The sequence below is a fragment of the Cupriavidus sp. GW821-FHT02F09 genome, from assembly GCF_059421605.1.
The window spans coordinates 24,498-50,997 of the sequence record NZ_JBWKVH010000001.1 but is presented as its reverse complement, the minus strand read 5'-3'; the positions used below and the strand labels follow the sequence as shown (position 1 = coordinate 50,997).

Annotated in this window: 29 protein-coding genes and 1 tRNA gene; 28 read left to right on the top strand and 2 right to left on the bottom strand. The window is 63.3% G+C overall.

Annotated elements, in window-relative coordinates; genetic code table 11:
• The first annotated feature begins 34 nt into the window (after positions 1-34).
• The 28 genes from AC07XB_RS00250 (at position 35) to AC07XB_RS00115 (ending at position 24,648) form a co-directional block, all read left to right on the top strand.
• Complete coding sequence (locus AC07XB_RS00250) at positions 35-511, top strand: hypothetical protein (protein ID WP_253933253.1); 477 nt, start codon at positions 35-37, stop codon at positions 509-511.
• A gap of 30 nt (positions 512-541) precedes the next feature.
• Entirely contained in the window at positions 542-1,738 is a 1,197-nt protein-coding gene (locus AC07XB_RS00245) for a hypothetical protein (RefSeq protein WP_492828373.1), read from the top strand.
• Positions 1,739-1,787: 49 nt separating this feature from the next.
• The gene (locus tag AC07XB_RS00240) at positions 1,788-1,973 is read left to right on the top strand and encodes a hypothetical protein (RefSeq protein WP_492828371.1); all 186 of its coding nucleotides are present in this window, start codon (positions 1,788-1,790) and stop codon (positions 1,971-1,973) included.
• A gap of 36 nt (positions 1,974-2,009) precedes the next feature.
• Positions 2,010-2,498 carry a hypothetical protein gene (locus AC07XB_RS00235; protein WP_492828369.1) on the top strand — a complete coding sequence of 163 codons (489 nt, stop codon included), beginning with the start codon at positions 2,010-2,012 and terminating at the stop codon, positions 2,496-2,498.
• On the top strand, positions 2,495-3,397 hold the full coding sequence (locus tag AC07XB_RS00230; protein WP_492828367.1) for a hypothetical protein: 903 nt from the start codon (positions 2,495-2,497) through the stop codon (positions 3,395-3,397). Before AC07XB_RS00235 ends, AC07XB_RS00230 begins: the two co-directional genes overlap by 4 nt.
• Positions 3,381-3,929, top strand: coding sequence for a hypothetical protein (locus AC07XB_RS00225; RefSeq protein WP_492828365.1), 549 nt, complete (start codon positions 3,381-3,383; stop codon positions 3,927-3,929). Before AC07XB_RS00230 ends, AC07XB_RS00225 begins: the two co-directional genes overlap by 17 nt.
• A complete protein-coding gene (locus AC07XB_RS00220) occupies positions 3,926-4,342 on the top strand; it encodes a hypothetical protein (protein WP_492828363.1) in 417 nt (138 codons plus the stop codon). Before AC07XB_RS00225 ends, AC07XB_RS00220 begins: the two co-directional genes overlap by 4 nt.
• 50 nt (positions 4,343-4,392) lie before the next feature.
• A complete protein-coding gene (locus AC07XB_RS00215; protein ID WP_492828361.1) occupies positions 4,393-5,610 on the top strand; it encodes a phage tail tube protein in 1,218 nt (405 codons plus the stop codon).
• Between the two features lie 105 nt (positions 5,611-5,715).
• On the top strand, positions 5,716-6,117 hold the full coding sequence (locus AC07XB_RS00210; protein ID WP_492828359.1) for a phage-derived protein YdaY family protein: 402 nt from the start codon (positions 5,716-5,718) through the stop codon (positions 6,115-6,117).
• 47 nt (positions 6,118-6,164) lie between these two features.
• Positions 6,165-6,452 (top strand): phage tail assembly chaperone, encoded by a 288-nt coding sequence (locus AC07XB_RS00205; protein WP_492828619.1) that lies wholly within the window; start codon positions 6,165-6,167, stop codon positions 6,450-6,452.
• 82 nt (positions 6,453-6,534) lie between these two features.
• The gene (locus AC07XB_RS00200) at positions 6,535-13,344 is read left to right on the top strand and encodes a phage tail tape measure protein (protein ID WP_492828357.1); all 6,810 of its coding nucleotides are present in this window, start codon (positions 6,535-6,537) and stop codon (positions 13,342-13,344) included.
• Entirely contained in the window at positions 13,341-14,816 is a 1,476-nt protein-coding gene (locus tag AC07XB_RS00195; protein ID WP_492828355.1) for a hypothetical protein, read from the top strand. The genes AC07XB_RS00200 and AC07XB_RS00195 overlap by 4 nt, the downstream gene beginning before the upstream one ends.
• Position 14,817: 1 nt before the next feature.
• Positions 14,818-15,753, top strand: a complete 936-nt coding sequence (locus AC07XB_RS00190; protein WP_492828354.1) for a hypothetical protein — start codon at positions 14,818-14,820, stop codon at positions 15,751-15,753.
• The gene (locus AC07XB_RS00185) at positions 15,750-16,694 is read left to right on the top strand and encodes a tail fiber domain-containing protein (RefSeq protein ID WP_492828352.1); all 945 of its coding nucleotides are present in this window, start codon (positions 15,750-15,752) and stop codon (positions 16,692-16,694) included. The genes AC07XB_RS00190 and AC07XB_RS00185 overlap by 4 nt, the downstream gene beginning before the upstream one ends.
• On the top strand, positions 16,691-17,218 hold the full coding sequence (locus AC07XB_RS00180) for a hypothetical protein (RefSeq protein ID WP_492828350.1): 528 nt from the start codon (positions 16,691-16,693) through the stop codon (positions 17,216-17,218). The genes AC07XB_RS00185 and AC07XB_RS00180 overlap by 4 nt, the downstream gene beginning before the upstream one ends.
• Positions 17,219-17,370: 152 nt before the next feature.
• On the top strand, positions 17,371-17,616 hold the full coding sequence (locus AC07XB_RS00175) for a hypothetical protein (RefSeq protein WP_492828348.1): 246 nt from the start codon (positions 17,371-17,373) through the stop codon (positions 17,614-17,616).
• A gap of 35 nt (positions 17,617-17,651) precedes the next feature.
• Positions 17,652-17,855 carry a hypothetical protein gene (locus tag AC07XB_RS00170; protein WP_492828346.1) on the top strand — a complete coding sequence of 68 codons (204 nt, stop codon included), beginning with the start codon at positions 17,652-17,654 and terminating at the stop codon, positions 17,853-17,855.
• Entirely contained in the window at positions 17,855-19,126 is a 1,272-nt protein-coding gene (locus AC07XB_RS00165; protein ID WP_492828344.1) for a phage head spike fiber domain-containing protein, read from the top strand. The genes AC07XB_RS00170 and AC07XB_RS00165 overlap by 1 nt, the downstream gene beginning before the upstream one ends.
• The gene (locus AC07XB_RS00160) at positions 19,126-20,409 is read left to right on the top strand and encodes a phage head spike fiber domain-containing protein (protein ID WP_492828342.1); all 1,284 of its coding nucleotides are present in this window, start codon (positions 19,126-19,128) and stop codon (positions 20,407-20,409) included. Before AC07XB_RS00165 ends, AC07XB_RS00160 begins: the two co-directional genes overlap by 1 nt.
• Positions 20,409-21,575 carry a phage head spike fiber domain-containing protein gene (locus AC07XB_RS00155; RefSeq protein ID WP_492828340.1) on the top strand — a complete coding sequence of 389 codons (1,167 nt, stop codon included), beginning with the start codon at positions 20,409-20,411 and terminating at the stop codon, positions 21,573-21,575. Before AC07XB_RS00160 ends, AC07XB_RS00155 begins: the two co-directional genes overlap by 1 nt.
• 9 nt (positions 21,576-21,584) lie before the next feature.
• Positions 21,585-21,914 (top strand): hypothetical protein, encoded by a 330-nt coding sequence (locus AC07XB_RS00150; RefSeq protein ID WP_492828338.1) that lies wholly within the window; start codon positions 21,585-21,587, stop codon positions 21,912-21,914.
• Positions 21,911-22,261, top strand: coding sequence for a hypothetical protein (locus AC07XB_RS00145; protein WP_492828336.1), 351 nt, complete (start codon positions 21,911-21,913; stop codon positions 22,259-22,261). The genes AC07XB_RS00150 and AC07XB_RS00145 overlap by 4 nt, the downstream gene beginning before the upstream one ends.
• A 26-nt stretch (positions 22,262-22,287) precedes the next feature.
• A complete protein-coding gene (locus AC07XB_RS00140) occupies positions 22,288-22,449 on the top strand; it encodes a hypothetical protein (protein WP_253931757.1) in 162 nt (53 codons plus the stop codon).
• Positions 22,449-22,877: a hypothetical protein gene (locus AC07XB_RS00135; RefSeq protein ID WP_492828334.1), complete on the top strand. Its 429-nt coding sequence runs from the start codon at positions 22,449-22,451 to the stop codon at positions 22,875-22,877. The genes AC07XB_RS00140 and AC07XB_RS00135 overlap by 1 nt, the downstream gene beginning before the upstream one ends.
• Positions 22,874-23,332, top strand: a complete 459-nt coding sequence (locus AC07XB_RS00130; RefSeq protein WP_492828332.1) for a D-Ala-D-Ala carboxypeptidase family metallohydrolase — start codon at positions 22,874-22,876, stop codon at positions 23,330-23,332. Before AC07XB_RS00135 ends, AC07XB_RS00130 begins: the two co-directional genes overlap by 4 nt.
• Complete coding sequence (locus AC07XB_RS00125) at positions 23,329-23,808, top strand: hypothetical protein (RefSeq protein WP_492828330.1); 480 nt, start codon at positions 23,329-23,331, stop codon at positions 23,806-23,808. Before AC07XB_RS00130 ends, AC07XB_RS00125 begins: the two co-directional genes overlap by 4 nt.
• Complete coding sequence (locus tag AC07XB_RS00120; protein ID WP_492828328.1) at positions 23,777-24,220, top strand: hypothetical protein; 444 nt, start codon at positions 23,777-23,779, stop codon at positions 24,218-24,220. Before AC07XB_RS00125 ends, AC07XB_RS00120 begins: the two co-directional genes overlap by 32 nt.
• Positions 24,221-24,267: 47 nt before the next feature.
• Positions 24,268-24,648 (top strand): hypothetical protein, encoded by a 381-nt coding sequence (locus tag AC07XB_RS00115; protein ID WP_492828326.1) that lies wholly within the window; start codon positions 24,268-24,270, stop codon positions 24,646-24,648.
• A gap of 140 nt (positions 24,649-24,788) precedes the next feature.
• Here the strand turns inward: AC07XB_RS00115 and AC07XB_RS00110 are convergent.
• Positions 24,789-24,875: transfer RNA gene (locus AC07XB_RS00110), tRNA-Leu, on the bottom strand.
• 240 nt (positions 24,876-25,115) lie between these two features.
• Positions 25,116-26,447 (bottom strand): MFS transporter, encoded by a 1,332-nt coding sequence (locus tag AC07XB_RS00105; RefSeq protein ID WP_492828324.1) that lies wholly within the window; start codon positions 26,445-26,447, stop codon positions 25,116-25,118.
• Positions 26,448-26,500 lie beyond the last annotated feature (53 nt).

Sequence of the window (26,500 nt, the reverse complement as noted above, 5' to 3'; positions counted from 1 at the left end):
GTTCCAAGAAACGGCCAACAAGGAGAAATACAAAATGGCTCGTGCTTTTCTGATGCAGGAAACCGCGCCAGCACCGGTAGCCAAGACGGCTCGCCTGGGTGCTGGCAATACCGCCAACGATCGCTTCGACGAGAAGGAGATCGGCAAGTTTGTGAAGCTGGTTGCCGAATCTCGCTATGACCTCTGCGCCGTTGGCAACGAGATCGAGGGCCACATCGTCGCCCTCGAAGAAGCCACCCAGGGCGGCTTCACGATCGGCTCCGTTCAGGACCGTGCTCGCAAGTACGTCACCTTCGACGGCCTGCAAGCCACCCCTGGCACCGGTGTCATCGCTGTCGGCGACTACGTCGTCGCCGGCACCGTGACCGCGAAGGGCACCCGGCTGTCCAACTACGCCCGCGTATGCAAGGCTACCTCGCAGACCGGTCAGACCTACAAGTGGCGCGTCGTGTCGCTTGGCCCTGTCGGTACCGGCGCAGTCGGCACCGTTGGCCTCATCGAACGCCTGTAAGCAAGAACCGCCCAACAAGGAGAATAAGAAATGGGTGCAAAGTTTCATGACGCCAGCGGCGCTCTGCAGGACGTCGAACTGGATGCTTCGATTTACCGTGAAGCCGAGGAGGCCAACACGACTGTCGCGGCCCTGATCAACCGTAAGTTCGAGACCGATTCCGGCAAGTACGGCACGGCCTTCCACCAGATGCTTGCCTCGTGCGGCTTGCTGGTTCCCAAGGACAATGAGTACGGCATGCGCTCGCCGACCATCGGCGCCGTGCTGGACGGCAAGGTCGAGTTCATGTCGGCGGCCAACACCCGCGACTTCGGCTCGCCCACCGGCTCGGCCTCGCGCACGCTGTTCCCGATCGCCGTGATCGAGATGATCGAAGCCGCGCTGCGCCGCAACTACGAAGCGGACCCGGCCTATTTCGACAGCTTCGTCTCGCAGAACATCTCGGTGTCGAACGACCGCTTCGAGCAGCCGATCGTCAACTACGACACGCCGAACGGTCCGCACCAGGCCAAGGCGCAGCGCATCTCCCAGCTCGCAGAGCCGGCGACCATGATGCGCTTTACCACCTCCGACAAGGTCCGCAAGATCCCGACGTACGCGATCGGTGCGGAATTCTCGAAGGAAGCGCTGCGCGCCACCCCTCTGGACATGGTCGGCATGACCATGACCCGCTACCTGGCGGTCGAGCGCGACGCATGGGTGTACAGCTGGATCAACGACATCCTGAACGGCGACGCCGACATCAACGTGGGCGCCCTGCCCTCGGTGAATATCTCGTCGCTCGACGCGGCTGCCACCGGCGGCAAGGTCACCCACTTGGGCTGGCTGAAGTTCCTGAATCGCAAGCGCCGCTACCGCAAGGTCGATGTGATCATCTGCGATCTGGGCACCTACCTGAAGATCGAAGCGCGCGAAGGCCGCCCGGGTCGCACCCCGAACGACACCACGCTGCCGATCCTGGACGCACAGGCTCGCCCGATCAATACCGTGTTCGGCGACGTCAAGGTGTTCATCGTCGACGACGCCGCTGAAGGTGGCCCGCTGCCGGCCGGCACGGTCCTGGCCTTCGACACCCGTTACGCCCTGACCAAGGTGCGCAACATCTCGGCCGACTACAAGGCGGCTGAAGAGTTCGTGATGCGCCGCTCGGAAGCCTTCCGCCTCGACTTCGCGGAAATCCTGTACCGCACCTTCGACGACGCATTCGACGTCCTGGTGCTGGCCTAATCGGATGGGCCGGGTGACCCCGGCCCGCTGCTTCCTACAAGGATCTGACATGAGCGTATTCAAGAACCTGGGTGTCTACCCATTCACCGACCCCTCGAACCCCGAGGTGCCGGTGACCTTCCAGCCTGGCGTCGAGACCGAAGCCCCGAGCACGCCCTGGACCAAGCTGCAAGTCAGCGCCAAGGTCCTCGAAGTGGTCGAGGAAGACAAGACGGCCGCCAAGCCGAAGCGGTAAACAACGAGGGCCACGGCCCTCAAAGCATTTGCTGACATGACGCTCACCGACTTCTGCCAGTACACTGAGGTTCGGGCCATCCTTGGCATCGAACCCCGGGACCTTGAGGACACAACCCTAGCCTTGCCGCTGTACGCAAGGCTGCTGTCGTTAGCGCTTGCTGACCTGAGCCCAACGCTGGAAGCGGACTACCTCTTGACCAAGCAGAAGGTCAGCAAGACCGCCGGTGAGCAGAAGTTCATGGACCTGGTGCAGGTGTTCTCGGGCTACGCCGTTGCCCGGGAACTCCTGACGGCCCTGCCACAGTTCGCGGCCATGCGGATCGTGCGGGGGAAGGACACGTACGAGCGCCAGATCGACCCTGAAGCGATCAAAGAGGCGGTACTCGCTGCGATTGGGCGACTCAGTGCGCCGGTGCTGGCTACCTACGCGGCCCTTTTCCCGACGAACGCCACCTCCTCGGCCCCGCGGCGCACGCTGTTCTCCAACTCCGCACTTGGTACTGACCCGGTGACCGGCGCATGAACCCGGTACTGTGGGCGGAGTCGTTCCGGAACGTCGAGGTGTTCGACGCGTACGCGCCGGACACGCCGCTGTTCCGCTGCGTGTTCACGCCGTTCGACGACTCGCCGTCCGACGGGTCAACTGGCGAGCGCCGCGTCATCGACGTCCACCCAGACCGGCAATTCCCTGCCCGCCGAGCTGTTAACATCCTTGGCGACGTTTGGATCGTTGGCCGCGGCCAAGTGGACGCTACCGACGGCGTCCCCACCAGCCGGCATTACGGAATGAAGGACGCCACGAACAGCTACGCGTTCGGGCTGCCTGGTGCCGTGTGCATCGAAGCGGCCCGGCCGCTTGCCGCCGGTGTCGCCGACTACGCCACGAGGTTTCCTGTAGCCACGCTCGCTTGGCTCTACGCTCACCGGCTTTACTTCAAGAGCACCGTAAGTCCGCAGACCGACGCCACCTACGATAACTTCTGGTCGATCTTCGTCGCCATGTCGGAGCCGGTGAAGAAGCACCACCTGCTGCTGGACCGCGACAGCGGCACCCTGCATAGCGTGCGCGGCGTCTACGCGCCGCCGCAAGACCTGAAGCTGGTGCAGGCGGACGAGCTCGACGCAGACGCCATCCGGCTTGTGACCCTCAATGGCGGGGCTGTCTACGACCCGATCAACGACGTCACCACGCGCAGCAGCGCTGTCGTGCCGACCGTGCGGATCGAGTTCGCGAAGGACTACACATACCGCACTGAGGCCGACGAGCTTGGAAAGAACGGCGACGAGCTGCTCCTCGTCCCCAAGGTGGCTGCACCGGCACTGACGGCGCAGGACAACATCACCATGGACGGACTCGCTTGGCGAGTGGTCTCTTTCGTGACGCAGCTGGATTGCTGGAAGATCCATGTCCGCCGCGCTTAAAGTCAACAACCTCTCCGAATTCAACAGCGCGCTCGACAGCGCGCTTGCGGCCATGGAGCGCGAGGTGACCCACGCGCTGCGGGGCTTCACCGTCACGGTGTTTCGTGAGCTGGTGGAGAACTCGCCACAGTGGTCTGGCAACCTGGCGGCGAACTGGAACATCGGCATCAACACCCCATCGAGCGAGTACGCCGAGTTGGCCGACAAGGCCGGCTCCTGGTACGGCCATGCCGACCAGCAGCACCATGGCGACTTCCAAGCGTTCGTGCGCGGAGCGCCCTATGCGGTGGGCGTCTCGATCGGCAAGAACCTGCCGCGTACCCGCGCCATCGGGCTGCGCGATACGGTCTTCATCGGCAACAACACGCCCTACTTGGACCACGTCGAGGCTGATGAGTCGGATGATGGCAAGAGCCCGTACATCCGGCCCGAGAACAAGATAGACGGCGTCGTGGCATTGCGCGAGTACGTCCGCGCCAAGTATGCCACGATGAGCGTCGACGCCCGCACCTACATCGGGAGAACGGCATGAGCATGGAGCAGGCCCGCAAGGACCTTATGACCGCAGTCGAAGCCGCCCGGGCGGCTTGGCCTGGTGGTGCCCTCAAGTTGCAGACGGAGAACAAGAATCTGGTCGACCGCAGCACGCAGGTTGACCCTTATGTCGCCGCGTCGATCATGTTCATGGGCGGGGAGCAGGCCAGCATCGGCGACAAGCCGCTGGTGGCCACCTTCGGCCACTTGGTCCTCGCCTTCTGCACGAAGGAGGACCAGGGAACGGCAGGGGTCTACAAGATGGCCGACCACTTCGCACGCTACGTCGAGTTCAAGCAGTTCACGGCCGTGCGCACTCGCTCGATGCTGCCGCAGAAGGCCGTTCCGAATCGAGGCTGGTACGACGTTCCGGTTCTCGTGCCATTTTGGTACCACCGGGTTGCTGCATAACGCAAAACACCTTAAAATTCAACGAGTTACGGCAACAAGGAGAATAAGAAATGCCGACCACCGCATCATCCAGTCGCGTCCAGCTGTCCTATATCAAAGAGAGCACCTTCGGCGTCACCCCCGTCACCGGCAACGGCACCAAGCTGCGCGCCACCGGCGAGTCGCTGACGTTCGATATCAACAAGGACACCTCGAAGGAAATCCGCGACGACCGACAGGTTAGCGGCATGGTGCCCATCAGCGCGCAGGCGTCCGGTGGCATCCCCTTCCACATGCAGTACAAGGAATACGACCCGTTCATTGAAGCCGCGCTGCAGAGCACCTTCGCTGCATACGGTACCGCCGGCGTGGGTGCGACGTTCACGGCCGCCATGGCCGCCAACACGATCACCGCATCCGCCGCACCGACGGGCAACTCGGCGTTCACCACGCTGCAGAAGGGTCAGTGGTTCCGATTCGTCACCACCGGTACGCCATCGGACCCGAACAACGGCAAGCTGTTCCGCGTCTCGCCCACGGTGGCGCCGACCTCGACCGTCATCACGCTGGACCCGGCGACTCCGGCCACCGTTGCCGCATCGCTGACCAACTCCCTGCTGCAGACCTCACGCTTGACCAACGGTGTCACCCAGCCGTCGTTCACGATCGAGGAGTCGTTCGCCGACATCGGCCAGTTCCTGGCGTATCGTGGTCAGACGGTCAGCAAGCTGTCGCTGCAGTTCGCGTCGGAGTCGCTGACGAACGGTACGCTCGACTTCATGGGCAAGGACGCAGTCAGCGGTGTCGTCACCACGCTGCCCGGCACTCCCACTGCCTCGCAAACGTTCGACGTGCACAACGCGGCCACCGGCATCGGCCAGATCTGGGAAGGCGGCGCCCCGCTCACCTCGACCTTCATCAAGTCGCTCAGCCTGAACATCGACAACAGCCTGCGTGCGAAGACCGCTATCGGCACGCTTGGCTCGGTGGACATCGGCTCCGGGTCGTTCAACGTAACCGGCTCGTTCGAGGCCTACTTCGCCACTGGTGCGCTGTACCAAAAGTTCCTGCAGAACACCAGCAGCATGTTGTCGTGGTCGAGCCAGGACGCGGCAGGCAACGGCTACGTGTTCACCTTGCCGAACATCAACTTGAGCAAGGCGGCGATCAATGCCGGCGGCATGGACCAGGACGTGATGGTGCAGGTGGACTTCACCGCCATCGCCGACCTCACCAATGCTACCCCGGCGCTGCAGAAGACCATCTTCATCGACCGCGTCGGCGTGTAACAAAAGAACTGGGCGGGCTCCGCCCAGTTCTTCGAGGTGCATTGACACCTTTACCGAGTTTGATATACTCGCATCTGTCTGACAACAATAACAACAAAGGACATCATGGCACTCGACATTTTCGCCGCATTCGCGACCGACGAAACCAAGGAACTGGAAGGCGTCTGGATCGAGCTCAGCGACGGAGCTGAAATCCTCGTGGCACGTGCTGGCAACAAGAAGTACAACAAGCTGCTGGCCCAGCAATACGAGAAGAACAAGCGCCTGCTCGACCTGAAGAACGACGCGGCCGAGACCCTGTCGAACACCATCATGATCGACGTGATGGCCCGCACCTTGCTGCTGGGTTGGAAGAACGTCGTCTTCAAGGGCGAAGATCTGCCGCACTCGGTTGACAACGCCAAGCTGCTGCTGTCGGTCAAGGACTTCCGCGACCTGGTCAGCAAGCACGCCGGTGATGCCGAAGCCTTCCGCCTGGCGCAGCTGGACGAGGCAGCAAAAAACTAACAGCCTTCCTTCAGTGGGACACGACCTGGGGGCGTGAACTCGAAACGCTGCGCAGCGTACAGCGCAGCACCGGGATCACGCCTCAGGCGTTGAAGGACAGGCCAGAAATTGACCCGACCCTGATCTTCTTCTACGAGGCCTTTCACGACCTCTCAACTTCGCGCCCAGTCAGCCAGGCCGGGCCGCTCCCCATCCCGATCTCGGAGGTGCTTGCCTACTGCGAGTTCTACCAGATCCACGATCTCGATTTCCGCTCCACACTGCTTGGTCTCGTCAAGCGTATGGACGGCCAGTATCTCGAATCCTTCCACAAGAAGACTGCCAAAAAGACGTAGTTTGACCTACGCAAATATTTGATTTATAAGGGCTTTGCCCGCATAATGAACGCCGTCATCCGATAAAAATAATCACAAAGAGATGAGCGGGCCGAACCTTTCCCTTGGCGTTTCTGTAGCAGGTCTTGAGCAGCTTAACGCCCTGCGGACGGCCATTGCGGCGACGAAGGCCGAACTGGCCTCGCTCTCAACTGCCGGCACCTCGCTCCAAGGCTTGCAGCGTGCCGCACAGATGGCCGGCTCGGTCGGCGATGACTTCTCTGCCCTGCGCGGCGACGTCCAGAAACTCGCCGGCTCCTTCGACTCGCTGGCCGGGAGCATCAAGACCAGCCTCGCCGCCATCAGCACCGCCGCCGCCGAGAGCACTGCGGGCGTCACCAAGCAACTCAAGCGCCAGGAAGATCAGGCCCAGAAGACTGCTGCCAACATCGTCGCGAACGCCAAGTTCGCCGCCATGGCCACGCGGGCGCAGGCTCGCACCATCATTAGCGCCCGCTCCCAGCTCGACTTCGGTATCGACGAGGCAGCGGTGGCTAAGCGCTTTGGCGACTCCGCCGTCGCCGCGGCCAAGATGGCCGAGTCCCTGCAAACGCTGAAGGAAGCCCACTACCAGTCTGCAGCTGCCACCAAGCAGAGCGGTCAAGGCATGTCGGTGTTCTCGAAGCAGGCCAACGACGCCGTCGCGGCAGTCGAGAGGATCTCCAGGGCGCAGGCTGCTGTCACCAACAAGACCATCAAGGGTGCCGCAGGCAGTGAGGCGCAGACGCGCCTGATGCTGGGCACCAACCTGTCGGATCAAGGTGCCCTGACCGGCATGAAGTCCTACTACGCCGGCTTGGTATCGGCGAACAAGGCCGGCGCTGCTCGGCTGGAGGCCGAGTACCAGAAGTCGATCGCAGCGCTTGAGAAGAACGTCTCTGGCGTGATGCAGGCCGCCACGCGCACCGGCTACCAGCCGGCGGACCGCGCATGGTGGGACAAGGTCCTCGCGAACCAGGAAAAGGCGCAGGCGAAGCTCGACGCCGCGTACGCCGCCTCGGTCGGCCAGCTTGAGAAGCAGGTCGGCCGCATCATGAAAGCGGCCACCGCCCCGGGGTACCTAGCAGCCGGGCCGGCCTGGTGGGAAAAGGTCATTGCCGACCAAGAGAAGGCGACGGCCAAGCTGGATGCCGAGTACCAGAAGTCAGTGGCACGGCTGGAGACGCAGGTCTCCAAGGTGATGAAGGCCGCGACAAAACCGGCATACCTAGCCGCAGGCCGCACCTGGTGGGAAAAGACGCTTGCCGATCAAGAGGCGGGCATCGCCAAGCTGCAAGCGTCCAACGCGCGCTTCGCCGCGCTCAACGACCGTGGGCAAGCCCGCGCAACCATCCGTGCCCGCGCCGGGCTCGACAGCGGGCTTAGCGAGGCCGTCCTCACGGCCCAGCTTGGCGAAACAGCGGTAGCCGCTGCCAAGGCTGCTACATCTCTTGAAGCCCTGAAGAAGGCGCACTACGGTGCAGCGGTGGCAGGCGGCGCGCATAGCGGTGCCCTCTCCGTTTTCGCCAAGAACGCAAACGACGCCCACTCGGCAGCCCGCGGCCTTGCCTCAGGCTTCAACGCCATGTGGTTGACGTGGGGCAACCTCGCGCCGCTGCTGGCGGGCGCAGCGCTCTCCAACGCCGTCGTCCAAACCGGCAAGGTGGGCTCGCAGGTCTCGTACCAGCTTGAGTTCGTCAAGCAGCTGAACGACGAGTCGAGCGCCACGATTCAGGCCGTGCGCGAGCAGATTCGCGCGTTGTCCAAGGACTCGCTCTTCACCCTTGACGAGTCAACCAAGGGCCTAACCGCCTTGGTCCAAGCCGGCCTGTCCGCCGCCGAGGCGATGCAGGTGCTGCCGCACGTCATGAACCTCGCCACTGTCGGCGAGATGGACCTGAAGTCCGCAGGCGAAGGCCTGATCGGCATCATGAATGCCTTCGGCATCCCGATGGAGCGCGCAGCAGCCACCGCTGACAAGTTCGGCAAGGCGCAGCAGCTTGCTCAAGTCGGTGTGCAGGATTACATCGAGGCCATGAAGTACGCCTCGACGGTTGCTGGCCAGTACAACCAGGATCTGGACAACTCGTTCGCGGCAATCACCCTGCTGGGCAAAATCAACATCAAGGGCACCGCCGCCGGTACCTCGTACCGCAACTTCCTGAAGGATTTGTACGACCCCTCTGTGAAGGCAAAGCGCGCGATGGAGGAGCTGGGCGTTGCGTCGTTCGACGCCGCAGGCAAGCAGCGCGAGTTCATCGCTGTCATGCAAGACCTGAAGACAGCAACGGACCCACTCACCGAGGAATCCCGGCTCAAAGCACTTGGGCAGATCTTCAGCGAACGCGGGGGCAAGACCGCAGTCGCCCTGCTGTCCGACATGACCGGCGAGTATGGAAAGCTCGGCGAAGCGATCAAGAATTCCGAAGGCTACAACCAACGTGTTGCGGACGCGCTGCAGAAGCAAGTCGGCCCGTCGTTCAAGCAGGCCTTCAACGCAATGCGCGCCTCCATGGACGAGGTCTTCCAGAGCTACGAGAGCAACTACGCCAACGTGGCCGCGAGCTTGAAGACCGCGTTCAGTTCCAACGAGTTCAAGACGTCTCTCGCTGGCCTGATCTCCATCGTCGGCTCGCTCACGACTTTCATCATCGAGCACCACCGCGCTATCCTCCTGGTGATCGAGGCATACATCGCCTGGAAGGGTGCATCGCTGGTCGTCGACATCATCCAGGGCGTCGGCAAGGCGATGATCTTCGCCACCATGAACGCGCGCCTCATGGCGTCGTCGATGCTGGCAGGTCAAGGTGCGATGGCGGCCATGACGGGCGCGGGTGCGGCCACCTCCCTCGCGCAGATGGGTCAGTCGGCTGCGGTCGCGGCCGGTGGCCTCGCCGGGACCGCCGCGCAGGTCGGCACGCTCGCGGCCCGGATGCCCATGCTTGCAGCGATCCTCGGCGCCTTGCTCAATCCGATTACCGCGGTGATCGCTGCCCTTGGCCTGATGGGGTATGCGTTCTACCAGATGTACGAGGTATCCTCAGACGCATCGAGCAAGCTCGTTGACAGCGTCGTGAGGGACAACAAGCTGGTCATCGGCTCCATCGACAAGGTGATCGCCAAGGAGCGCGAGCGCCAGTCGATGGTGGCGCAAGGCTCGCAGCCCTACGAGAAGGAACTCAGCGATATTGAGTCCCTCTATTCGGCCGAGAAGTCACGGTTCGAGCAGAGCCGCACCGAGGCCGCCCGCTTGCGCCAGCAAGGGAAGACTGCCCAAGCGGCCCTGTTCGACGCTTCTGCCGGCGACTCCTTCGCCAGGATGTTCGAGCTCAATCAGGGCCGAGGCAAGCTCATCGCCTCGCGCAGCGACCTCGATCGCGAGCGCGAAGCACGCCAGCTGGAGTCGCAGCGCAAGGCCGAGGCGAAAGCCAAGGCTGCCGCCGCCGTGGGCGGCACCGAAACCTTCGACGGCAGCGCACCGAAGTCCAGCCGCGGAGCGTACCGCCTCGACAATGCCGAAATCAGCGCGGTCGAGCGAGCCTACAAGGATCAAGAGAAACTCTTGACAGAGCACTTCTCTCAGCAGCGCGCCCTCATTGACGCCCAGAAGAAGTACCGCTTGGCCAATGAAGTGGAAGCCGCCACGAGCTTGGAGATGCTGACACGCGCGAACTTTGCGCAGCTGGAGAAGCTCGACGCACAGCATCTCTCCGACACAAAGGACGAACTTGCCAAAGCCAGGGACGAGGCTGGCAAGGTCCGTGCGCAGTCAATGGTGGACGCAGCCTCCGCCACCGCGAAGCAGCATGCCCAGGAAAAGAAGCGCTGGGAAGACCAGGTGGCAATCGAACGCGCCGGGCAGCTGAACCTCGTCAAGGTCCAGACTCAGGACTTCATCGAGAAGGCCAGCCTTGAGCAGGAAGATTTCCGCCAGCGCATTGCGCGGGAGCTTGAGCTGTCCCAACTGGATGCGGTGACCGCCGCCGGTCGCGCAGCGCGGTACGACGCCGAGGTAAAGTACAACAAGGAAATCATCCGCCAGAAGGTCGAGATCGCGGATCTCGACCGTGCCTTGGCCCGGGCGGACTATGACTCAGCCGGCGCGATTATCGAGCAGATCAAGGCTCGCGAAGCTGCCATCGCCCAGCTGCAAGCCGCCAAGACGGCCAGCGCCGACCTCGCCGAACAGACCGCCCGCTCCGCCGAGGAGACCAAGCGCTCGTGGGACTACGGCATGACCCAGTCGGTGCGCGACTACGCCGACTCCTTGACCGACGCAGCGAAGCGTGCACGCGGCTTCGGCGAGACCATGCAGCAGGTCTTCGGCGATGCTGGCGGCGCCGTCGCTAAGTTGACCATCGCCATGGCCGGCTACGGCAAAGCGCGGGACGATATCGCTGCGACCAAGCAGCTGGACATCAAGGCCGCCGGCAACGACCCGGTCAAGCTGGTTGCTGCTGAATCGAAGGCCCGGGACGCCTCCGCCAAGGCCGCCGTGGGCCACTACGCCAATATGGCGAGCGCGGCGAAGGGCTTCTTCAACCAGAACTCAAAGGGCTACAAGGCGCTTGAGGGCGTGGAGAAGGGCTTCCGCGCCGCCCAGCTTGCGATGGACCTGGCGTCGATGACGAAGAAGCTGTTCATTACCGAGACCGTCACTGCCGCGGTGGTTGGCGGAAAGGCCGCAGAGACCCAAGCTACACTGGCCAGCGTCGGGCCGGAAATTGCCGCGTCTGCGGCAAAGGGGCAAGCAGCTGCCGCAGTGGGTGTCGCGAATCAGGCGCAGGGTGACCCCTACTCGGCATGGCCGCGCATGGCCGCCATGGCCGCGCTCATGGCCGCCTTGGGCTTCGCGGTCGCCGGAAGCATGTCTGGGTCATCCCCCGACATTGCTGCCGAGCGCCAGGCTGCGGCGGGCACCGGCACGATTCTGGGTGACTCGGCTGCCAAGTCGACCTCGATCGCCAACGCCTTGGGCAGCCTCACCGACAGCGCCAAGATCGAACTGTCGTACCAGTCCGGAATGCTCGCCGCCTTGCGCAGCATCGAGGCGAACATCAAGGGTCTCGCGAACTTGGTCGTGCGCGTGCCGGGGCTCTCCGGCAAGGTGACAGATGCGCAATCCTCGATGCTTGGCGTCGGGTTTCAGCAAGACATCCATGGCAAGCTGGCAGAGTTCGGCGCCCATCCATCGAAGTTCCTGGACGGCATCATCGGCAAGCTGCCCGGCGGCGACATCCTGACCGGCATCGCTGGAAAGATCGCCAGCTTCGTTGGCGGCCTGTTTGGTACCAAGACGAGCATCATGGATCAGGGTATCTACGCCGGCCCGCAGACGATTGCGAACATCCGCCAGAGCGGCTTCGACGCACAGAGCTACGTCGACATTGAGCGTAAGCGCAAGGCGTTTGGCTTCACCATCAGCAGCAGCTACTCAACTGCGTTTGGGGAGCTCCCGCAAGAACTGAAGAGCCAATTCGGTCAGATCGTAGGCAACATCGTGCAGGGGGCAGAATCCGCCGTCGGCGCCCTTGGCGTGTCCTCGGACCAGTTCTTCGCGCGGGTCGACAACTTCGTCGTCAGCCTCGGGAAGATCAGCCTCAAGGACCTCACCGGCACCCAGATTCAAGAGCAACTGGAGAACATCTTCGGTGCCCTCGGGGACAGTATCGCCCGAGTAGCGATGCCGAGCCTCGACGCATTCCAGCGCGTCGGCGAGGGCTACTTCGAGACTTTGATCCGCGTCGCCAACGGCGTTGAGCAGGCTCGCTACGCGCTCAGTCAATTCGGGGTCGCCGTCATCAACTATACCGAGGTCGTCAACAAGCAAGGCGACGTAGGGGCAGAGATCATCCGCGACAGCGTGCTGCGTATGGAGCGCTTTGCTGATGGCTCGCTGACCGGAGTCGGTCGCATCATCGAAGGCGTCACCGGCACGGTCGACGACCTCGTCGGCACCTACTCGACCTTGATGGATCTACGCAAGGCGATGAAGGCTGTGGGAGCCGATTCGCGGGCACTTTCGGCAGAGATGCTGCGGGGGGCAGGCGGAGCCGATAAGCTGCAGAGCGGCCTGGACGCCTACTTCGAGAACTTCTTCAGCGAGACTGAGAAGGCCGCAGCCAGGACCCGTTGGCTCACAACGGAATTCCAACGCATCGGACTGGCAGGCATGCCTGCATCCGAGGCCGGGTTCCGCCGCATCGTCGACGCTATCGACACGAGCACTGAGGCGGGCCAGACCTTTTACGGCCAGATGATGGCGCTGGCGGGAGCGTTCCACGACGCCACCAGCGCGGCCAGCGACTTCCTGAAGCAGGTCAAGGAATTCCAGGACTCCCTGCTGGGAGGCGACCTCTCGATCCTGTCGCCTGAGCAGAAGTACCTCGAAGCGAAAAAGCAGTACGACGCGACGTCAGTCGCGGCGTCTGCCGGCGACGCCACGGCCCAAGGCAACTGGACCAACATCGCTCAGGCGTTCCTCGAAGCGTCCCGCGCTTACTACGCCAGCACGAGCCAGTACGCCATCGACTTCGCGAAGGTGCAAGGCTACCGCGTCGACGGCTCGCATGCCTCGGGCTTGGACTACGTACCGGAAGACGGCTACATCGCCGAATTGCACCGAGGCGAGGCTGTGCTGACTGCCTCCGACGCCGCTCGCTACCGCGCGTCGTCCGGCGGCGCCAGTTCGCAGAGCGACCCCGACGTCGCAGAGGAACTGAGGGCGCTGCGCAGGACGCTTGAGGCCCAGCACCAGCAGGCTATGCGTGTGGAGGCAGCGAAGGCCAAGGGATCAGCAGACGCCCGCGAAGAAGCGAAGGAAGGCAACAAGCAGTTGGTGAAGGCCGTGCGCCAGGTGGTGGAACAACTATGACGATCGGAATTGAGGTGAAAGCCTACGACCTCGGCGCCGCCGCCGAGGTGACGCTTTATTTCTCGGACGAGGGCTTCGTCACGAAGCCGACCGACGTACCGGCCAACACCTGGTTCGAAAGCCGTCTGGAGAGCCAGCCGCGGCTTGCCCGAGCCATGTTTGACAAGGCTGGCACCTACGGTGCCACCAAGAACACGCCCGGTGCTATCGAGCTCTCCAACCCCGACGGCGGCTTGGACTACCTGATGACCAACTACGCGTTCGACGGCCGGGCCTTTACCGTTCGCGTGGGCGACAAGAGCCAGCCCTACGCAGCATGGCCGGTGGTCCTGCTCGGCGTGCTGGACTCGGTCACCGCCGGCGACAACACGCTGAGCCTTGTCATCCGCGACCGCGTCGCCGCTCTCTCCACCACCTTGACCCGACCCAAGTACGCTGGTGACAACGTGGCGCCGAACGGCGTCGAAGGCACAAAGGACGACCTGAAGGATCAATATAAGCCGCGCGTCTACGGCACGGTGGCCAACGTGTCAGCGAAGTTCGTGAACACGTCAAAATTGGTCTACCAGGTGTCTGACCAGAATTGCACTGTCACGGCTGCTTACGACAGCGGCGCGGCCCTCACGCGCGGTGCAGACTACATCTCGCAGGCCGACATGATTGCCACCGCACCTGCCGCCACGCAGTTCCGCTGCTGGCAAGGGTACTTCCGGCTTGGCATGGCGCCGATCGGGCAGGTCACGGCAGACGCGACCACCGTGACCGTCGGCGCTGCAGCCCTGCTTGAGCAGATCGCCAAGGACGGCGGCGTCCTCCCTGCCGAGATAGTCTCCGCTGCCATCGACGTCGCAGGCACCACTGACGCCGGCATCTGGGCGGACGGCGACGTCACGCCGCAGACACTGCTCGACCGCCTGGCTAACTCCCTGGGTTGCTGGTACGGCTTCGACCGCCTGAACAAGTTCCGCTACGGGCGTCTCGACGCACCCACCGGCACGCCGGCGGCAGTGTTCGACTGGACCGACCTGCAGTCGCTCTCCGTCAAGGTAGCCGATACCCCTGCGTGGCGTGTGGTCGTGAAGTACGCCCGCAACCACACGGTGCAGACGCAGTACGCCGGCAGCACGCCAGACACACGCAAGGCCTACCTCGCCGAGGAGTATCGCCAGCAGGCCACCGAGACAGCCGCAGTCAAAACACCTTGGCCGTCCGCGCAAGAACTGACCTTCGAGACGCAGCTGGTTACCCAGGCGGGCGCCACCGCGCTGGCCAACTCGCTTGGCGCCCTGTACTCGGTCCTTCGCCTGCGAGTTGATGTCGAGATCGCGCTGACCGACCTCGGCAACCTTGACCTCGGTTCAGTCGTCAAGATCAACACCTCGCGTTTCAACCTCTCCGCCCGCTTGCTGAAAGTCATCGGCATGGACGCGGGCGTGGCGAACGAAAGCGCAAAACTAACTCTCTGGGGCTAACGTGGCGAATGTCCTCCTCGCACACCCGAACATCGTCGACGCGGCCACCCTGTCCGGCGGATCGTGGCAAGCGCCGTTGAACAACCTGCTCGACCGCAGGCTCGCAAAGCTCGCGCGCTCCGCCAGTGCCGCGAAAGCCGACACGCAATTCACTGTTGACCTTGGCGTCGGCAAGCTGATCAATGTGGTTGCGCTCGTACGGCACAACGTCTCGACGCAGGGCCGCTGGCGCCTGCGTGTCTCCAACGACGCGGCATTCGGATCTGCCCTCTATGACTCCGCGTATGTGAACGACCCGCCGACGCAAGCTGACGTCAGCCTCTCGTTGGACTTCATGGGTGGCGCGTACAGCGCTTGGGACCCTGAGTGGCCGATCGCCTGGCCTACCTTCTACACGCCAATGGCGCTCGACTGGGAAGCCGACAACTTCTGGAGCGGCTCGATCCCCGAGGCGATCCGCAAGGAATACCCGTCGCTGCTGCTGGTCGTTCTGCCGAGCCCGGTCTCGGCACGCTACGTGCGTTTCGAGTTCGACGACACCACGAATCCGGACGGCTATCTGGAGTTCGGACGGGTGTTCCTAGGGTCCACTTGGCAACCCGTCAAGAACGCCGCCTATGGCGCCACGTTCGGCTGGGAGACCGACACCACTGTGCGCCGCTCGCTGGGTGGGACGCCCTACTTCGACCCAAAGCCAGTTCGGCGCGTCCACCACTTCGAGCTGGATTCGCTCAACAAGGACGAAGCGCTGGGTCGCGTGTTCGAGATGCAGCGCTCGGCCGGCGTCCACAAAGAGGTGCTTGTCGTCTGGGATAAGGACGATCCGATCAACCTCATCCGCCAGTCCTACCTCGCACGCTTGCGCCAATTGAGCCCGCTTGCAATGCCCTTTTTCAACAACTACGCCACCACTTTCGAAACCGAGGAAGCAACATGACAACATCGGTAACTTACCCAGCCAATATCGGCGGGGACAACATCACCATCGACGACAGCGACAGCACGACCACCGGCCTTGGCAACGGCGGCCACCGCACGCGATTCATGATCGCGATGGCGCAGTTCGTGAAGGTGGCAGACTGGGTGCGCGCCACTGCGCAGACAGTGCTTGGCTATCGTGACGCCGCGGCAACGTCTGCCAGCCAGGCGCAGATTTATGCTGCGGCGGCGCAGGCATCTGCCGGTGCACCGGCGCTGGCCGGCAATGCGAACAAGATCCTCGCGGTCAACTCCGGCGCAACTGGTGTGGCCTGGGTGCAATCGCTGCCGTCGCTGACCGTGACGGCGCTGGCTGTGGATACAGCGACCGGCAAGACCGCGACGCTGACCCATACGGCGCCCGCTATTCGCTATGTGGAGAGCGACCAGGCCGGGGCCGCGGGGGTGTTCCAGACCATGGTTGATAACGGCGTCTACGCTCTGGTCCGTAACACGGCTGCGGCGCGCGATTTCAGCACGAATGTGGCCGAGCACCAGGTCAACAGCGCCGGCCGGCACCTGTTCGGCGGGGGCGCCGACAACAACACCGACAAGTTCCAGTTCCAGGGGGACTTGATGGTCACCGGCTACCTCAAGGCCTCCTTGAATGTGACCTGGACCTCGGATGCTCGCGTGAAGCGCGACATCGTGCCGATCGAGGGCGCGCTGGGCCTGGTGGAGCGGATGCGCGGCGTGCGATACACCCGTAGCGATATGGACGATGGGCGCTTGCATGTAGGCGTGATCGCGCAGGAGTTGCGGGAGGTGCTGCCGGAAGCGGTCATTGAAGGCGCGGACGGTCTGCTGTCGGTTGACTACGGCACGCTTGGGCCGGTGCTGATCGAGGCGGTCAAGGTGCTGTCGCAGCGCCTGCGCCAGCTGGAAGGGGCGCGCGCATGACGACGCCAGCGGTCCCGCCCATCTCGCTTGCGGACATCGCTGCTGAGCTGAGGCACCCTTCCATTGGTGAGTTGAACGCCGATGAAGCAAGGCGTTTGGCTGGGGTCTCACGACTCGCCACCTCGTTGTCGTTGTCGCAGCTGCTGGGCAAGACGCGACCATACTGGGGCTGGGTGGACTCGGATGTCAGTACACCATTCATCGGGTTCAGTGGCGTTTCCTTCGTCGGTGCCCTTGGGCCGCAAATTGACGTGTACCTCGGCAATGTGCAGATCAGGCAGTTCATGACAAGAACATCCAGCGGGACGTCGCAGACGACTTTGGTCTTTGCCTCTGACCCTGGTTTTCGCAACGATCTAAAGGCGCGGCTGCTCGATACGGATTTCGGATTGATCCGAGAGGTGAACCTAAGCTACTCGGCGGGCGCGGGGACCTGGATCACCCCGGAGCTCGCGGCTGGTTCCGCAGCGGCCACGCTATTCACCGGCGCCGGATCTTTCCTGCTCGATCTGATCAAGCTGTAACCGGCAACGAAAATCCCTTTCCAATCAACGGCTTGCCTAGCCCACCCTAGGCAAGTCGTAGTAAACTATCGGCAGTATCTCTGGCCTCCGAGCCAGTAGCAAAACAAAAACAATAAAGCCGCATAGCGGCACTACTGCAGCGGAGAGCCGGCATGATCCTCGCCAACAAAGCCGCCGGGTTCATTAGCGACCCGATCGAGACCGCGTCTCGGCATTGGACGATCCTCGTCCGCGGCAACGGTACCTGCACCATCGAGCTGCTGTCCGAGGACGGCAGCTGGTATTCGTACCAGCAAATCTCCGGCTTGTCAGGCGCCAACGTTATCGACGTCCCGACCGGGAAGTTCCGGGTCCGCGTTCCCGACGGCACCTCAACCACCGTGGAGCTTCGCACGTGAAGCCCGGGGTCCAACGCGTCATCACGATACCGCTTGTGCGGTCTCTCGTCCGTTACGCGTCTGGGCTCTCGTTCGACTCCTCCGACCTCGCGGACGGCACGCTCTTGCTCGACTTCCTCAGCGTTGTGCCCGAGCAAACGCTGGGTGCCGACTTCATGTCAGACGCCTACTCCGCGTGGGCGGACGAGCCCGCCTGGCCCTACGGCCCATTCGGCGTCTTCAAGGCAAAGGGATATTGATGCTTGTTAATAAAGCCTTCGGTGACTTGATCACCTTCACGCGTGCCTCTGCCAAGTGGGTGCCCAATGCGGCCGGGGTGCTTACGCAAGTCGCCGCCGGCGTTGCTGCCATCGCCTATGACCCGGTGACGCTGGAGAAGCTGGGCTTCTCGATCGAGGAGCAGCGGACGAATCTGCTGACGTACTCGCAGGACTTCTCCAATGCCGCATGGATCAAATCCCAGTGCACGGTGGCGCAGGGAGATGTGCTTGCGCCTGATGGCTCCCCAGCCTACAAGCTCACCGAGACGAACGGGGCAAGCTCGTCGAAGGAGTTGAGCCGCACCATTGCCGGATTTACCGCCGGGACCAGCTACGCACTCTCCGTATACGTTCGGGCTTCGGACGTTGGCTCGGCACGCAACCTAAAGCTGGCGTTCACGTCCGGGTCCATTACGTCAGGTTCTGTCGCCGCAACCTTTGATGTTGCCGCCCGAACCGTGATCTCGATGGTCAACTGCGTGGCGCTTATCACGAATGTGGGCGATGGGTGGTGCCGCTGTACCATCATCGTTGCCGCAACTGTGACCGCCTCCAGTGCCATCTACCTGACTGCGGCGGACTCCGGCGCTGTGACATCCTACACGGGTGATGGCTTGTCCGGCCTTTACCTGTGGGGCGCACAGCTTGAGGTCGGCTCTTTCCCCACCTCCTACATCCTCACCACGTCGGCCCAGGCAACGCGCTCAGCGGACACCGCGACCATTAACAACCTGGCACCCTGGTTCAATCCTGCGCAGGGCACGCTCTACGTCGAGGCGATGGCTCCGCAATTTCTGCGGGCAGACGGCGGCTCCCAGTTCGTTGCATCTGCCGATGATGGCACTGCGTCCAATTTCGTCTCGCTAGGTCGCACGTCGACTGGGAATTGTCGTGCGCAGGCTCGGGCAGGCGGCGTTGCTCAGGCAGACCTGCTCAATGCGGGAAACTGGACGAGCGCGAGCCTTGGTAGATTCGCGCTCGCCTTCGATTCGACCGGCTCTGCAATCTCATTGAATGGTAGCGCAGTCGTTACGGGTCCAGGATTCGCCGCGCCGGCGATGACGCGGCTTCGCTTGGGCGTGGCGACTGTCGATGGTTCGTCTACGTGGAACGGTCATATCCGCGGCATTCGCTACTTCCCGCGCCGCCTGACGAACGCCGAACTCCAGACACTGACGGCGAAGGCTGATCCCGGTTTCACCCTCGATTTCGACTTCGGCGCCAAGTCTTACTACATGGGACTCGCATAATGGCAAAGCGTGCATTTTCAGATTTCATCGGCTTCTCGCGTGCCTCTGCCGCCTGGCGCTTCAACTCGTCCGGCGTCCTGGTGCAGGAGGCAGCCAACGTTCCTCGTGACGACTACGACCCGATTAGCGGCCTGTGGAATGGCTTGCTGATTGAGGAATCGCGGACGAACGGGATTCGCAACAACTCGATGGTGGGCGCGGTGAACGGAACGGCCGGCGCTGGTGGCGTGTGGCCGACTAATTGGTCACGCGGGATCGCAGGAAGCCCAAACACTGACATCGTCGGCACAGGGGTGGATAGCGGAATACCCTACATGGACGTGCGCATTTACGGTAGCGCGTCTGGGAACATCTGGCTTTACATTGATGGACCATCAACTGCCGTCGCCGCATCTGGGCAGACTTGGGCCGCTTCCACATACCTTCGGCTTATGGCTGGCTCTCTCGCGAACGTCAGTCAGGCGAATATTCAGATCGAAGAGAGGGATTCTGGCGGAGTATTCCTGTCCAGTGGCTTTGCGAATATCGCCACCGTGAGCGGTGCGACGCTATCAGGCCAGCGCTTCGCCCACATCCGACAGCTTGCAAGCGCCGCTACCGCGAAGGTTGGCACTGTGCTGTTCTTCACCCTTGGGGCGGCGCCATACGACCTTACCCTCCGTATCGGCGCACCTCAGCTCGAACTCGGCGCTTTCCCCACTTCGCCCATCCTGACCACCAACGCGCAGGTCACCCGCGCCGCCGACACCGTTGCGGTTGGCAGCTTGCCTCCCTGGTTCAATCCAAGCGAAGGCACGCTGTATGCGGAAGTGGTAATGCCCAACCCCGCCGGAAGTAGCGCTATTGGCATTGTTTCCCTCGACGACGGCTCGGATAGCAACCGGTTGACTATCTCGAAAGAGCTAAACGGCAAGGCGGGCTTTGCGGCTGTCGCTGGTGGGTCGGCGACGGCGATCATGATCAGCGCTAACGCCGTCCCCGTCGGGGCTGTAGCGCGGCTTGCCGCCGCATACAAGGCCGCCGACTTCGCGCTTAGCATCAACGGTGAGCCGGCTGTAACTGCAGCGAGCGGCGCAGTCCCCTCGAACCTGGGCGCGATGCGTATTGGGCGGCGGTCTAACCCAGCCCTGAGCTACGTCAACGGCTGGCTCCGCGCAGTCAAATACAACCCGCGTCGCATGACCAATGCCGAACTGCAGGCGATGACAACGCTGCCGAACGCCAACGGCCCAACGCTCGCCTTCGACTTCAAGGCCAAGACCTTCAACCTGGAGCACATCTGATGCCCGCCCGCAATTTCTCGGACTTCTTCACGCGGGCCAGCGCCGGCTGGTATTTCAACAGCGCTGGCGTGCTGACCCAGGCTGCGATCAATGAGCCGCGCTACGACTTCGATCCCGTAACGAAAGTTTTGCGCGGGCTTCTGCTTGAGGAGGCGCGGACAAACCTTCAGGTCTACTCGCAGGACTTTACCAACGCCGCTTGGGCAAAGTCTTCGGTCGCATTGACGCAAAACGCTGCCGTGGCCCCGGACGGGACCATGACGATGACCAAGGTGGTGGTGAGCGCAGGAATCAGCACGATTGCAAACGACAGCAACGGTGGGGTAGCGCGCACTCCAGCAGTCGCCGCGTCGACCACGTGGTGCTGGACAATCTGCGCGAAGGCTGCGGAACTGAACCTCCTCCGACTTCGCGAGGCAGTGGCATCCGGCTTGCGCGTCTTGGTCAACCTGACCGACGGCTCGGTCGTCTATGAGAACGGGTCAAGTGGCAACATGGCGGTGTCTACCACCAATGTGGGCAATGGCATTTGGCGTATCACTGCGACTCGCACGACCGCCGCCGCAGAGACCACCCAACGAGTGGACATCAAGCCTGGCATCGACACGGGTGACGGCGTATCGGGCGTCTACATCTGGGGCGCTCAGCTTGAGCAAGGCACTTTCCCGACAAGTTACATCCCCACCCTGGCGGCGCAGGTCACGCGCTCAGCGGACCAGTGTTCGCTGGGGCTAGGCACCGCTTGGTCCAGCCCGACGGAGGGCACCATCTACGCGGAATTCGTTCCGGCACTCGGCGTGGATCAAACACTGGCATCTCTGGCACTTGGCGCCGACGGACTTAACTCGATTCGGCTCCGCAAGCCTGCGTCTAACCAGATGTCCCTCGTTGACCGGACTGCCGGCACTACTTACGACGTGGTTTCAGCCGCCGCTGTGTCGGCTGGCGTCGTCAAAGCAGCGGGGGCGTTCAAGGCTGGCGATCAAGCGCTCTGTTTCAATGGCGGGGCCGTCGCGACCGGCACCGGCCCCATCCCGACCCTGACGATGCTTCATATCGGTGGCAACGCGGGGATGGGTGCAAATCCCGGCAATGGCTGGCTTCGCGACCTTCGCTACTACCCCCGCCGCCTCTCCAACGCTGAACTCCAAGCTCTCACCCTGTAAGGAACGACCATGCAATTCCACGACTACTACCTCAAGGGCGCTGACCGCGAATCCACCCGCGCTGCGCTCCTGGCCGCCGGCCTGACCGTCGAGCACGCCGATGAGAACGGCAACCCCGCACGCTCGCCGGCCGAGGGCGTCAATATCTCGACCATCGGCACTATCACCACCGGCGGCGAGTACGCCGAGGACGGCACGATCATCACCGCGCCGTCCCTGGTGCCGGGCTGGCACGTCAACCTGCGCTTGAATCAGCCGCTGTCGGCCGAGCAGCTGGCCATCCTCGGCGACATCGTGATGGCCCCGTCGCCTGCCACGCCCTACCGCGTGTGGGCATGAACCTGTACCTCCGCCCGCTCTGCGCTGTCATCGAGACGAACCGGCTGATCCCGGCCCGCTTCGATGGCTACAGCGTTGGCCCGCTGGTGCTGGTGCGGCCGGGCGCATCGTCGGGCCTGATCGCTCATGAGCAGGCCCACGTGCGGCAGTTCTGGCGCTGGCTTGGCACGAGCGGCTTGGTCTACCAGCTCAGCCGCAAGTGGCGCCAGCGCTTCGAGGTTGAAGCGTACCGCGCGCAACTCGCGGTCGCTGGCCCAGCGCAGGCCCAGCACTTCGCCTTGTCGCTCGCGACGAAGTACGACCTCGCCATCACCGAGCAGGAGGCCCTGACGCTCCTCACGAAGTGAACATCCTCAAATAACAAGAGAGCCACATGAACTCCCCGAAATACCAAGAGACCGTCGCCGCGTTCGCTCAGAACACCTACAAGGAGTTCAGCCACGACCCCGCCCTGCTGGCCCGCGCCACAGACGCCGCGCTCCTGACCTGTGCCGCCATCATGAAGGCGATGAACACCAGCCGGCAGGGAGCGTAATGGAACCCTCGTCCTCCACGTTCGCCGGCGGCGCTGCGCTGGCCAAACTCATCGGCTGGCCGGTCATCATCGGCGCCATCACCGCTGCCCTCGGTATGCTCCTACTCTGGCCCCGCACCTTGGGCGAAGCGTTCGCCCGTATCGTCGTCACGATCCTCTCCTCGGCCATCCTCGGCCCCCTGCTCGTCTTCTGGTTGCATGGGTGGAAGCCGGGGTTGTTCACTTCGGCCAAGGAGATCTCAGCCCAAGCCGGCCTCGACCCGCTTGCCGGCTTGCTGCTTGTATCCGCCCCGCTGCTGGTCATCGCCGGCCTGCCGGCGTGGTGGGTGCTTGGCGCCATCGTGCGCTGGTTCGACAACCGCCGGGGCAAGGACATCGGCGAGCTTGTTCATGACGCAAAAGAGACCATCAAGGAGGTCCGTCAATGAAACTCTCAGAACACTTCACGCTGGCCGAACTGACCCACTCCGACTGGGCCGTCCGCCAGGGCATCGACAACTCCGCGCCCGAGCACGTGGTAGCCAACCTCACGCGCCTGGCGCAGCGGCTGGAGACGGTGCGCACGGTGCTGGGTTGCCCGGTCTACGTCAGCTCCGGCTACCGCTCGCCCCTGGTCAACAAGGGCGTCGGCGGCGCACGCACGTCGGACCACCTGCTTGGCTTCGCCGCGGACATCCGCGCCCCGGCCTACGGCACGCCGCTGGAAGTGGCCCGCCGCATCGTCAAGGCCGGCATCCCGTTCAAGCAGCTGATCCACGAGGCACCAGGTGTCGGAGGGTGGGTTCATTTCGCGATCGAGCCGGAGGGTGACAAGCCTGCACGCGACATCCTGACCGCGCATTTCGGCAACGGCCCGGTGACCTACACCCGGGGGCTGCAATGACTCCGGCCGGCAAGCTCCTAGCAGCGTTCACGGCGCTTGGTCTGGTGTTCGCCGCCGGCTGCTACACCGGCACCCGTTTCGCGCTCGCGCGTGAAGCTGAGGACGCGAAGGCTCAGGTCGTGGCCGTCGTCGAGCAGTCCAATGAAGTGCGCCAGGTAGAGCGCACCGCACAGAAGGAAGTGAACAATGAAGACAAGCTCCTCCAAGAGCGCCTCGCTGCTGCTGGCCGTGAGCGCGACGATGCTGTTGAGCGCCTGCGCCGTTACAAGTCAGCCCAGCTTGCCAATGTGCCCTCGGCCGCCGGTGGTGCCGGCCAGTGTGATGGTCCCCCGGTCGCCCGACTTCGTGTCGAGGATGGAGAAGCTGCTCTACGGATCGCAGCCGAAGCTGACGTCGTGGCCGAGCAACTCCGCGCAGCCCAAGCAATCCTCGCCGGACTGACGCATGACGACGATTCTGGTGGATCGGGGAAATAGAGAGGTGTGGTCTGACAGCCGTCTCTCGGACGGCCACATGAAGGTAGGTGCGAAGAAGGTCTACAAGACCAAGCGCGTCATCGTCGGGCTTGCCGGCGATCTCAGCTTGCTTGCCCCGCTGCGGAGGCTTGTGAACGGCGACTCGGACGCCGGTGCCCTGCTAGTGAAAGAGGACTTTGAGGGGTTCGCCTTGTATCCGACAGGGCGATTGCTGCTGTTCGGCCAATCACCCCACCCGGTCGAGGTGACCGATCGCTACATCGCGATCGGGAGCGGCGGGATGGCGGCCATGGCCTCGATCGAGACGCAGGCCCTGCAAGGCGCCGAGCCGGACCTTGAGCTGGCCTTGCGCGTGGCGTGCGCCATCGACCAGGCAACTGGTGAGCCGATCGTGCGGTACGGCTTCACCTAGCTCGGTCGGCTATACTACTGTACATACATACAGTACTCATCTCGACCATGGGCAACAGCAAATCCGCCGCGGGCTGCCAAGCGGCAGCTCCGCCTGCCGACCATACGCCACAGACGCCAACCATCGAGCAAGCCGCCAAACGCTTGCTCGATGCGCTTGATTGCCTCGCGGCGGGCAGTCCCGGCTTCTCCGGTTGGGAGAACGCTGCAGGTGATACAGCGGGAGATCAGGTCGAAGATGCAAGGCACGAGCTGCGCGAACTGCTGAGGCGGCCACGGGTGCTCCCCGACGCGGAGGCCTTCGAACGCATCTACCGGTCTCCAGCCGTCCAGACCAGCGGCCAGAACTACGGCTGGCGAGGGTTGGCCGAGGCGGTGTGGCGTGCCGCGATAGATCTGCTCGGGCCGAAGACGGACGAGACCCGATAGGCTAGGCCGCAGTCAACTGCGTGCGAATTTCGTGCGAATTTCGAGAGAGTTTTGGAGAGAAGCGCAGAGGACTTACGAGGTCAAATATTCGTAAGTCCTTGATTTTATGAGGCTTTAAGAGTGCTGTAGATGCACAAAGATGGTGCGAGGGAGGGGACTCGAACCCCTACACCATTGCTGGCGTCAGGACCTAAACCTGGTGCGTCTACCAATTTCGCCACCCTCGCAGTCCCTGCGGCGTGCATCCCTGACGGGAGGCCGCTGTGCTCGTTGTCTTACAGGCGTGCCGGGCAGCGTGAGAAATATCACAAGAGCACAAAAGCAAACAGGCGGCTGAAACTGCCCGCCTGGCTGGTGTTACCTGTGCTGCCGGCGCACTTTGCGCATGCAGCGCAACGAGGCAGCGGATTCTAGCGCAAAGCGCCGCTGGAATCCAGTCCCTCGTGCTGCCCGGGGCATCTCGCCGGTTAGGCCTTGGCGGCGACCTTGGTTTTGATGAATGCCAGCACCAGGACGGTGGCGCAGGCTTCCAGCGCGGCGACGAAGTACAGGCCGGACGAGAGCTGGCCGGTGCTGGTTTTGAACCAACCGATCATGTAGGGCGCGACGAAGCCGGCAAGGTTGCCGATGGAGTTGATGAGGGCGATGCCGCCGGCGGCAGCGGTGCCGGCGAGGAAGGCGGAGGGCAGCGACCAGAAGACCGGGAAGGCGGCGAGGATGCCGACGGAGGCGATGGTGAGCGCCACCATGGCGAGCACAGCGCTGTGCAGCCACATGCCGGTGAGCACAAGGCCGGCGGCGGCCATCAGGGTGGCTAGCGCGCAGTGCAGGCGGCGTTCGCCGGTGCGGTCGGAGTGGATGCCGTTCCAGACCATGGCGAGGGTGCCTGCGATGAAGGGGATGGCGGAGACGAGGCCGATCTGCAGGTTGCCCTTGACGCCGAGCTCTTTGATGATGGATGGCGACCAGAAGGCGATGGTGGCGTTGCCGCTGACCACGCAGAAGTAGATGGCGGCGCAGATCCAGACGCGCGAGTTGGTGAAGGCGGCGCGCAGCGAGGAGTGCTTGGCGGGGTCGCGGTTTTCGGCTTCGATCTCGCGGGTGACGAGGTCGCGCTCGCTGGGGGAGAGCCATTTGGCGCTGATGGGCTTTTCAGGCAGGAACATCAGCACCGCGATGCCGGCAAGCACGGAGGGGATGCCTTCGATGACGAACAGCCATTGCCAGTTGGCGAGGCCGTCGACGCCTTCCATGCTGCTCATGATGAAGCCGGCGAGCGGGCCGCCGATGACGCCGGCGATGGCGAACGAGGTCATGAACAGGCCGTTGATGCGGGCGCGGCGCTGAGCGGGGAACCAGTAGGTGAGGTAGAGCACGACGCCGGGAAAGAAGCCGGCTTCGAACACGCCGAGCAGGAATCGCAGGGCGTAGAACTGCATGGGGGTCTTGACGAAGATCATCGCCATGGAGGCAAAGCCCCACAGGATGGTGATGCGGGCGAGCGTGCGGCGCGCGCCGATTTTTTCCAGCAAGAGATTGCTGGGCACTTCGAACAGGAAGTAGCCGATGAAGAAGATGCCGGCGCCGAAACCGTACACGGCTTCGCTGAATTGCAGGTCTTGCAGCATCTGCAGCTTGGCAAAGCCGACATTGACGCGGTCTATCCAGGCGAGCACGAACAGGAACACCAGGAAGGGGATCAGCCGCACCGCGATCTTGCGGTAGGCCTCGTTGCGCGCTGCCGGGGTGTGGGCCGGGCTTTCCAGGGCGCCAGGGGCGCCGGTCATCACGGAAGACATCGGTGGTACTCCTTGGGTGTTGATTGACGGGGCCGCGCTGCCTGGTCGCGGCC

What these genes read in the sequence shown, in the direction of transcription:
- AC07XB_RS00245 (WP_492828373.1), top strand. Translation starts at nt 542, where the DNA reads ATGGGTGCAAAGTTTCATGACGCCAGCGGCGCTCTGCAGGACGTCGAA.
- AC07XB_RS00105 (WP_492828324.1), bottom strand. Translation starts at nt 26,447, where the DNA reads ATGTCTTCCGTGATGACCGGCGCCCCTGGCGCCCTGGAAAGCCCGGCC.
- AC07XB_RS00180 (WP_492828350.1), top strand. Translation starts at nt 16,691, where the DNA reads ATGACGACGCCAGCGGTCCCGCCCATCTCGCTTGCGGACATCGCTGCT.
- AC07XB_RS00200 (WP_492828357.1), top strand. Translation starts at nt 6,535, where the DNA reads ATGAGCGGGCCGAACCTTTCCCTTGGCGTTTCTGTAGCAGGTCTTGAG.
- AC07XB_RS00185 (WP_492828352.1), top strand. Translation starts at nt 15,750, where the DNA reads ATGACAACATCGGTAACTTACCCAGCCAATATCGGCGGGGACAACATC.
- AC07XB_RS00125 (WP_492828330.1), top strand. Translation starts at nt 23,329, where the DNA reads ATGACTCCGGCCGGCAAGCTCCTAGCAGCGTTCACGGCGCTTGGTCTG.
- AC07XB_RS00235 (WP_492828369.1), top strand. Translation starts at nt 2,010, where the DNA reads ATGACGCTCACCGACTTCTGCCAGTACACTGAGGTTCGGGCCATCCTT.
- AC07XB_RS00225 (WP_492828365.1), top strand. Translation starts at nt 3,381, where the DNA reads ATGTCCGCCGCGCTTAAAGTCAACAACCTCTCCGAATTCAACAGCGCG.
- AC07XB_RS00135 (WP_492828334.1), top strand. Translation starts at nt 22,449, where the DNA reads ATGGAACCCTCGTCCTCCACGTTCGCCGGCGGCGCTGCGCTGGCCAAA.
- AC07XB_RS00250 (WP_253933253.1), top strand. Translation starts at nt 35, where the DNA reads ATGGCTCGTGCTTTTCTGATGCAGGAAACCGCGCCAGCACCGGTAGCC.
- AC07XB_RS00140 (WP_253931757.1), top strand. Translation starts at nt 22,288, where the DNA reads ATGAACTCCCCGAAATACCAAGAGACCGTCGCCGCGTTCGCTCAGAAC.
- AC07XB_RS00240 (WP_492828371.1), top strand. Translation starts at nt 1,788, where the DNA reads ATGAGCGTATTCAAGAACCTGGGTGTCTACCCATTCACCGACCCCTCG.
- AC07XB_RS00155 (WP_492828340.1), top strand. Translation starts at nt 20,409, where the DNA reads ATGCCCGCCCGCAATTTCTCGGACTTCTTCACGCGGGCCAGCGCCGGC.
- AC07XB_RS00160 (WP_492828342.1), top strand. Translation starts at nt 19,126, where the DNA reads ATGGCAAAGCGTGCATTTTCAGATTTCATCGGCTTCTCGCGTGCCTCT.
- AC07XB_RS00195 (WP_492828355.1), top strand. Translation starts at nt 13,341, where the DNA reads ATGACGATCGGAATTGAGGTGAAAGCCTACGACCTCGGCGCCGCCGCC.
- AC07XB_RS00150 (WP_492828338.1), top strand. Translation starts at nt 21,585, where the DNA reads ATGCAATTCCACGACTACTACCTCAAGGGCGCTGACCGCGAATCCACC.
- AC07XB_RS00115 (WP_492828326.1), top strand. Translation starts at nt 24,268, where the DNA reads ATGGGCAACAGCAAATCCGCCGCGGGCTGCCAAGCGGCAGCTCCGCCT.
- AC07XB_RS00165 (WP_492828344.1), top strand. Translation starts at nt 17,855, where the DNA reads ATGCTTGTTAATAAAGCCTTCGGTGACTTGATCACCTTCACGCGTGCC.
- AC07XB_RS00130 (WP_492828332.1), top strand. Translation starts at nt 22,874, where the DNA reads ATGAAACTCTCAGAACACTTCACGCTGGCCGAACTGACCCACTCCGAC.
- AC07XB_RS00220 (WP_492828363.1), top strand. Translation starts at nt 3,926, where the DNA reads ATGAGCATGGAGCAGGCCCGCAAGGACCTTATGACCGCAGTCGAAGCC.
- AC07XB_RS00175 (WP_492828348.1), top strand. Translation starts at nt 17,371, where the DNA reads ATGATCCTCGCCAACAAAGCCGCCGGGTTCATTAGCGACCCGATCGAG.
- AC07XB_RS00230 (WP_492828367.1), top strand. Translation starts at nt 2,495, where the DNA reads ATGAACCCGGTACTGTGGGCGGAGTCGTTCCGGAACGTCGAGGTGTTC.
- AC07XB_RS00120 (WP_492828328.1), top strand. Translation starts at nt 23,777, where the DNA reads ATGACGACGATTCTGGTGGATCGGGGAAATAGAGAGGTGTGGTCTGAC.
- AC07XB_RS00210 (WP_492828359.1), top strand. Translation starts at nt 5,716, where the DNA reads ATGGCACTCGACATTTTCGCCGCATTCGCGACCGACGAAACCAAGGAA.
- AC07XB_RS00145 (WP_492828336.1), top strand. Translation starts at nt 21,911, where the DNA reads ATGAACCTGTACCTCCGCCCGCTCTGCGCTGTCATCGAGACGAACCGG.
- AC07XB_RS00215 (WP_492828361.1), top strand. Translation starts at nt 4,393, where the DNA reads ATGCCGACCACCGCATCATCCAGTCGCGTCCAGCTGTCCTATATCAAA.